This is a genomic window from Novosphingobium sp. LASN5T, assembly GCF_003856955.1.
Lineage (GTDB): Bacteria > Pseudomonadota > Alphaproteobacteria > Sphingomonadales > Sphingomonadaceae > Novosphingobium.
In genome coordinates this window covers 1-6106 of record NZ_RQSI01000099.1, presented here as the reverse complement: position 1 = coordinate 6106, position 6106 = coordinate 1, and the positions used below count along the sequence as shown (strand labels likewise).

At 59.4% G+C, this 6106-nt stretch carries 6 protein-coding genes; 1 reads left to right on the top strand and 5 read right to left on the bottom strand.

The window, feature by feature from the left end; genetic code table 11:
* Nucleotides 1–124: 124 nt before the first annotated feature.
* Nucleotides 125–1333 (bottom strand): RelA/SpoT domain-containing protein, encoded by a 1209-nt coding sequence (locus tag EH199_RS24135; protein WP_124811560.1) that lies wholly within the window; start codon nt 1331–1333, stop codon nt 125–127.
* Nucleotides 1334–1511: 178 nt separating this feature from the next.
* Nucleotides 1512–2159, bottom strand: a complete 648-nt coding sequence (locus EH199_RS24130; protein WP_124811559.1) for a hypothetical protein — start codon at nt 2157–2159, stop codon at nt 1512–1514.
* A gap of 267 nt (nt 2160–2426) precedes the next feature.
* Between EH199_RS24130 and EH199_RS24125 the strand changes: the two genes are divergently transcribed.
* Nucleotides 2427–2939, top strand: a complete 513-nt coding sequence (locus tag EH199_RS24125) for a hypothetical protein (RefSeq protein ID WP_124811558.1) — start codon at nt 2427–2429, stop codon at nt 2937–2939.
* Between the two features lie 65 nt (nt 2940–3004).
* Here EH199_RS24125 and EH199_RS24120 read toward each other — a convergent pair whose 3' ends face one another.
* Genes EH199_RS24120 through EH199_RS24110 form a run of 3 tightly spaced genes read right to left on the bottom strand, consistent with a single transcriptional unit; the run spans nt 3005 to nt 5894 of the window.
* Nucleotides 3005–3739: an RES family NAD+ phosphorylase gene (locus EH199_RS24120; protein ID WP_124811557.1), complete on the bottom strand. Its 735-nt coding sequence runs from the start codon at nt 3737–3739 to the stop codon at nt 3005–3007.
* Nucleotides 3736–4149 carry an MbcA/ParS/Xre antitoxin family protein gene (locus EH199_RS24115; RefSeq protein ID WP_124811556.1) on the bottom strand — a complete coding sequence of 138 codons (414 nt, stop codon included), beginning with the start codon at nt 4147–4149 and terminating at the stop codon, nt 3736–3738. Before EH199_RS24115 ends, EH199_RS24120 begins: the two co-directional genes overlap by 4 nt.
* A 53-nt stretch (nt 4150–4202) precedes the next feature.
* The gene (locus EH199_RS24110) at nt 4203–5894 is read right to left on the bottom strand and encodes a strawberry notch C-terminal domain-containing protein (protein WP_223806918.1); all 1692 of its coding nucleotides are present in this window, start codon (nt 5892–5894) and stop codon (nt 4203–4205) included.
* Between the last annotated feature and the right edge of the window lie 212 nt (nt 5895–6106).

Below are 6106 nucleotides of genomic sequence, written 5' to 3'. Positions count from 1 at the left end.
TATCCGCGCTCGGTGATCTGGGCCACCGCATCACGCTTGAACTCATCACTGAAATTGGGCTTTCCCATCATCGCCTCCTGTCCTCAAAATTAGGATCGAAGGCGTCCAGAAATCTAGGGGCTACTCACTCTGCCTGCGACGTCGTTCCCGTCACCGTACTTGAAAGTGCCTCACGCAGCATGATAATGACGCTGGGCGATGCTGCCGCGAGCGCAGCGTCGTCGAAACTGGCGATGCGGTCGACGAGCAGGCGTTGGAGGCCAGGCCCTACCTGTTCCCAAGCATGACGATCGTGCTGCGCGAAACGCCGAGTTAGGTCGTCGATTGGCTTGCGCTCATCTTCAGTCGTCATAGCTTGGCGCATCTTGATCAGCGCGTCGAACATGCGTTCGGGGTTGGCATACAGGAGGTATCCGCTCGCCAAGATGCGGCTGATCTTGGTGATCAGTGCGTCGCTCTTGGTTCCGGGATACTCGCGACCAAAGGCCATGTTCGGCACATCAGCCATCGTTGGGGCCCGAATGATCGCACCTGCTAACGTGTCTATGATGTCGGGAGCGGCCGCAATATAGTCATCGTAGTTGGGCAGCACATAATTCGAGAACTTGTCGACAGCGTCGTTGAGGCAGTTGCGGTCAACGCAGGCCTGGATCGCACCCAGCGCGTCGCCGTCGAAGATTGCTTTACCGTCACGCAACTGCACATAATCGCTTGCGATCTTGTCAAATGCGTAGCCCGCCGGCTGAAGAAACTCCTGCATGACCTTGCGAAGACGCTTGCGCATGGCCTCGACCTTGGCCGCGCCAAAACCCACATCGGTCATCGGCTTATAGATGGTATCGTGTGCCATCTCGGCCCAAGCGTGATCAAGGATGGTTTGAACCTGGATCTCACAGCGCAAGCCGGCAAACCGTCGATATTCAGGTAACGCACAGCGCGCATCGCTCAGCGTAACAACCCAATTTTCAGAGATGAAGAATTCCGCGCCGTCTTCCTTGCTGTCGGGATAATGGATTTTTGAGCGATCATAATCGACTGCGAAGTTTTCCCGCAAAATGCCACTTTGCCCAAAGCGGTGGACATCTCCGTTCGTGTAAAAGATAAGCCGGCATCCCGCGACGTCCTTTGCAAAGTCGGCGATCTCGGCATCCGCTGACGCCTCCGCCCTGACGAGCTTCGCCCGCAACGATTCAACGGCCTTTGCACGGTGCTGTATGTTCTGGAGCCGAAGGTCGTTATGTTCAACAATCGCCGCATTGAGGATCGCGGCCACCGCTCCCGCAAAATCCGTGTACAGTGCTTTGCCACCATTCTCATATTCGGCGAACTTCATTCAGTACTCCAAATTTTCGTCAATGCACAAACACTTTGGTTCAGCCGAACGGCGAGCTTACATCTTTACGCCTCGAACCGGAGGAACAGAAGCCGGGCCGCTTCGGGCGGCTGGCATCACTTGTATTGGCATCCACTTGTGTGGAAGCCAGCCCCCGCCCTGAACACAGGCTAATGGGTCAATCTAGCTGCCCGGGGAAGTTCTTTCGGCGGCCAGCCTCAAGATTGCGCACCATGTTATCGACGCAAATCGTGTAGAATTCAGCGACGCTGATGGCGGCGCTCTCCTTCAGCTTCCACTGGTGCTCGGTGATCACCCCAATCACGGCGTTCACCAGTGCGATCACGTCGTCCGCTTCCAGCGGATAATCGACATAGATGCGCGCCGGCTCCTTAAAATAGCGCTTGTCGAGATGAGCAAAAAACTTGTCGCGGCGTCCCATGATCGCATTGATCGTGCTGCGCCGCGATTCCAACTCGTTGAACTGTTTCTCCAGGACCTCGACCGGTGGCGGTCCGGATTTCCATGTGATGTTCGCTTGGTTCTTCATGCAAAAGTGAAGGAATGCGAACAAGCTTCCCTCTGCGCGGCGCGGTTCCTCCAGAAGTCGCGCTGTTGCAAGATACAGATCGGTTTCGGCTGCGAAGATCAAGGGATGGAGGACCGGCTCGATCTTCCACAGTCGGTCCCCGTGCATGCTGTGCTGTCTGAGAAGCTCGCGATAGACTGCTAGCTTGGGCACGAGGCCCGGCGGCTCCGCGCCTTGGATAAGCGTGACATAGCGGGAAAGCCGCTCTTCATAGTTTGCCTGAATCGAGCCCTTCACGGTCTCTCCTATTATCCGCCATTAAGCGCTTCTCACAGATGAACAGATGGCAGCTTTTGGAAAGTAGAATCTACCCCCGTGAATATCTGAAATACCGGCACGTGCTGTCGGACGTGCCTGACCTAACCCATTGACTGCTAATGTCTGGAGCAGACGATTGCGCTGGCCGATCTCATAGACCGGCATTGGTCGGGTCATTTCCGTTCCAGCGACAAGGCGGTGGCGTCTATGGACGCGCTGAGCACATAACATTATCCTTTCGCCGCGATGTTCCACCTCCACTGCACCAAGAAGCTGCTAGATCGGATCAAGCCTGAGATCGCTGAGCCGGGACAAAACGACACCGCGCTGGGCAACTGGTATGCCACGGTCCTGTTCTGGAAGCCGCAAGTGGCTTTGCTGGTTTCGGAACGCACGCTGCTTCCCGTGCTTATGCCTCTGGCCCCGGCGGCCACGCTTGCTCGAAGATTCCCCGCACAATTGGCGCTGGTTCTGAAGGAGCATAACGTCCCAAGCGAATTCATTGCCCAGGAAGTCTGGCGGATGGACAAGGTCCAGTACTCGAAAACTGCGAACCGGAGCGTCGTCGGCATCCTCAATGAGTTCGTTAAGCAGGCCGAATTTTGGCTGGCTGCTTATGCCTATGAAAAGGGTGATGATGACGACCTTTTGGCGATTTCCGTCAAGCTAGCGGAGACACCGTGTAGCCCGCTGTACAAGGGCCCGGTTTCGCCGGACAAAGCCCTTCATGAACTCGTGAAGGCTGGTGCGCAGACTTGAGTCTGCTGGCCGGAAACTGTGCTCGGAGATCCTACAGCACTCGGCCCGAAGCCAAACTCATGCGGTCAGACAGGATCGGGCGGCAAATCGACGATCCGGAAAACAGCCCCTGACCCGACATCACGGACAAGGTCAACGCGCTGGCCATCCCAGTGATAATCGAGGTGTCGTCCCTGCAAGGGGTTTGACGCGCAGTCCGGGTAGAAGAGTGCGACGCACTCCCCACCAGTATGACGGATGCTCGGGTAGACAATGCCGTTGGATTCCGAGCCCCTGAGATTCGCAGCAAGAGCTTGAGATGCCGCGTAGCTGTCAGGGTCCAGCAGCGGGGTCGGTTCTGCATCTGCAGATCTGAGATCATGGAGGTCAGCATCGACTGACATGACGATCTCCCGGAATTGCGAGGTCCATCCAGGCGCTTCCCCAGTTCGCGCCATGAAGCGGGCATGGTGGTGGATCGTCTCGAACAGCGCGGTTTCAAACCGGTCCCCGACATAGAGCACACCATAGCTGCCATCGGTAAAGCGACTTGGCCTGTCGGTGCTGACATGGGTGAACGGCGCCATGAGGTAGGAAGCGCCAGTGCCTCCTACTCGCCGGTCGACAGGGACCAGGTCCAGATTGCCAATCGTCGCCATGATGCGGGGATTGGTCTTCTGCTCTGCCGAGATCAACAGTGGCCAGTCGGCCGGATCAGCGATGTCTTCGAACAGGTCGATCGGCGGAAAGGCGCTGCGGATGATCCTGACAGCGCCCTTCCACTCAACCCGAGAAACAGGGATAGCCGCCGTTCCGCTCACCAGCCACCACGCTCGGAGTCGAGGTAGCGACGCACCCGCATGATGTCGGTGAGTTCGCCCCCGAGCATGACTTCGAGCGCACTGGCTCCGCCGAACGCTTCATTCGCTGCCTTGATCCAGGTGTACCCGCGGGTCGCCTCCGAGAAGATGATGCGAAGCGCCTTGTGGATCCCCATGAGGTTGGAAAGACGCGCACGCCCATCGCGCGATACGCGCCCGGGGCCTTCCGCCTTCCAGCGGCGATACGAGCGCACTGGCATATCGAGCAGGGTCGCAGCCTGCTCGTCGGTTAGATCCCACTTGCCGAACAGATTGAGGACTGCCCGGAACATGGCAGCTGCCTCATCCTGGGTAATCGGATCGGGCCGGAACGCGGTAACGGCTGTATCAATGGGTTGCAGAGCCAGCATGGTAATTCTCCATATGGCATCATATATAGTAAACAATGCCATTTGGCAAGGAACTATGCCTTTGACGCTAATCTCGCAATCACGCCCGCCGCACCCTCGATCGGCACGAAGAGCCGGGTCTGGTATCGTATGATCTCGGTGAAGCAGCCTTGAGCCTTGTACCAGTCGAGGCGTGCCGCACTCCATCCCGTAAGCTCAATTCGCTGTGAGCCATTGACTAGGCTGCGTTTGACCATGAGCTTCTCGCGGGCCGCGAACTGCGTGGCCCTGCCCGTCGCCAGGACGGTCTGAACAACTTCATCAGCAGAGAGCGTTTGTTCCTGTTCCAGACCCAGCGCCCGGCACAGTTCGGGCACGCAGTGGACGGGAACCTCGCGGCCGAGGAGCGAACGGCCATCCGCCGCCGAGATGCGGCTCACCCTCACGAAGTCCGAAGGGAGCTTGTCCCAGACCGGAAGCAGGAGGCCCGTCGCAAGATAGAGGCGCTCGCGCTTATGGCTCGTCCTCGCCTCTTCCACCTCGGCAGCCCAGGCCTCGCGGAAAGCGCCGATGGCAGTGTCCTCCCAGCTGCTCTCAGCCAGCTGATCCTCAGTGATGTGACTGCGCCCCAGCGGACGCAGCAATTCGAAGCGGGTCACGCGCGTCCCGTCATCGGCAAGAATACTGCGGGCGGGCACCAGCAGAGCGACGCGACCAGAGCGGGCGTTCCGAACCAGTCGCTGTCGCTGCCCGGTGAGGCCGTGGAGCTCCTCGAGCCGTTTCAGGGTGAGCGGCTTCAGGGCTCTGGCGATTTCCAGTTCCAGGAGATGGGTGGTCGCGCCCGAGGCTGGATCTGTGCGCAGCAGCGTATCAGACAGGACCGCGAAGTCCTCGACTGCGATCGTCTCCAAGCCAAGATCAAGTGTGCCAGCCTGGCGGGCGGCATCAATGCGCGCTTCGACCAGCCCCATGAATTCGTCGAAAATCGCGTTCTGCAGGGCGATGGGCAGCGCGAGGATACGATTGAGCCACCGCTGGATCGAGGGCAGGTCATCGACCATTGAACCATCGGGTGCTTCGATCCTTAGGCCCGTCAGCTCCTGAAAGCGCCCAAGGCTGACCGCCTCGAGCTTGCCGGTGAACAACAGGCCGAACCAGCGATGGAGCGCTTCCTTTGCGTAGATGCTTTCGAGATTATCGGCCGGATCGAACAGGTTTTGCCCGCCGGTCTGGCGCTGCCCGCGGGTCAGAGCGCCGAGGCTGTCGAGGCGCCGGGCGATCGTTGAGATGAACCGGCGCTCGCCGCGCACATCGGTAGTCACCGGTCTGAACAGCGGCGCAGAGGCCTGATTGGTGCGATTGGTCCGCCCGAGCCCCTGAATTGCGGCGTCAGCCCGCCAGCCAGGCTCGAGTAGGAAGTGCACGCGGCGGGCCTGGTTCTTCGCGGCCAGATCGGCATGGTAGCTGCGCCCGGTTCCACCGGCATCGGAGAACACCAGTATGCGCTTGGCGCCGCCCATGAAGGCCTGGGTCTCGGCGACGTTGGCGCGCGGCGACCGGGATTGGAGTTTCTGACGACCATCGCGGCCGACGATCAACCGGCGAGTTCGGCCAGTCACTTCCGCCACCTCATCAACGCCGAAGCGTTCGATGATGGCATCAAGGGCCGTGGCAATCGGCGGCAAGGCGCAGAGCTGCTCGATCATCCGGTCGCGCGCAGCAAGCGCCGAGCGGCACAGCACCGGTGCGCCTTGCTCATCAGTCATGGGCTCGGAGCGCGGATTGCCGTTTTCGTCGGTGAACACCGCCATCAGCCGGACAGGAAAGCTCTTTGTGAGATAGTCGATCACGTATTCTTTGCAGTCCGCGATTATGTCGAGTCCGGCAGCCGGAGGCTCGGATTTGCGTCGGTTCGTCATGATTTCACTCCAGATAATATGAGCGTTGGGGGAATGTCCGGGGACGGGCTAGGCCCGCC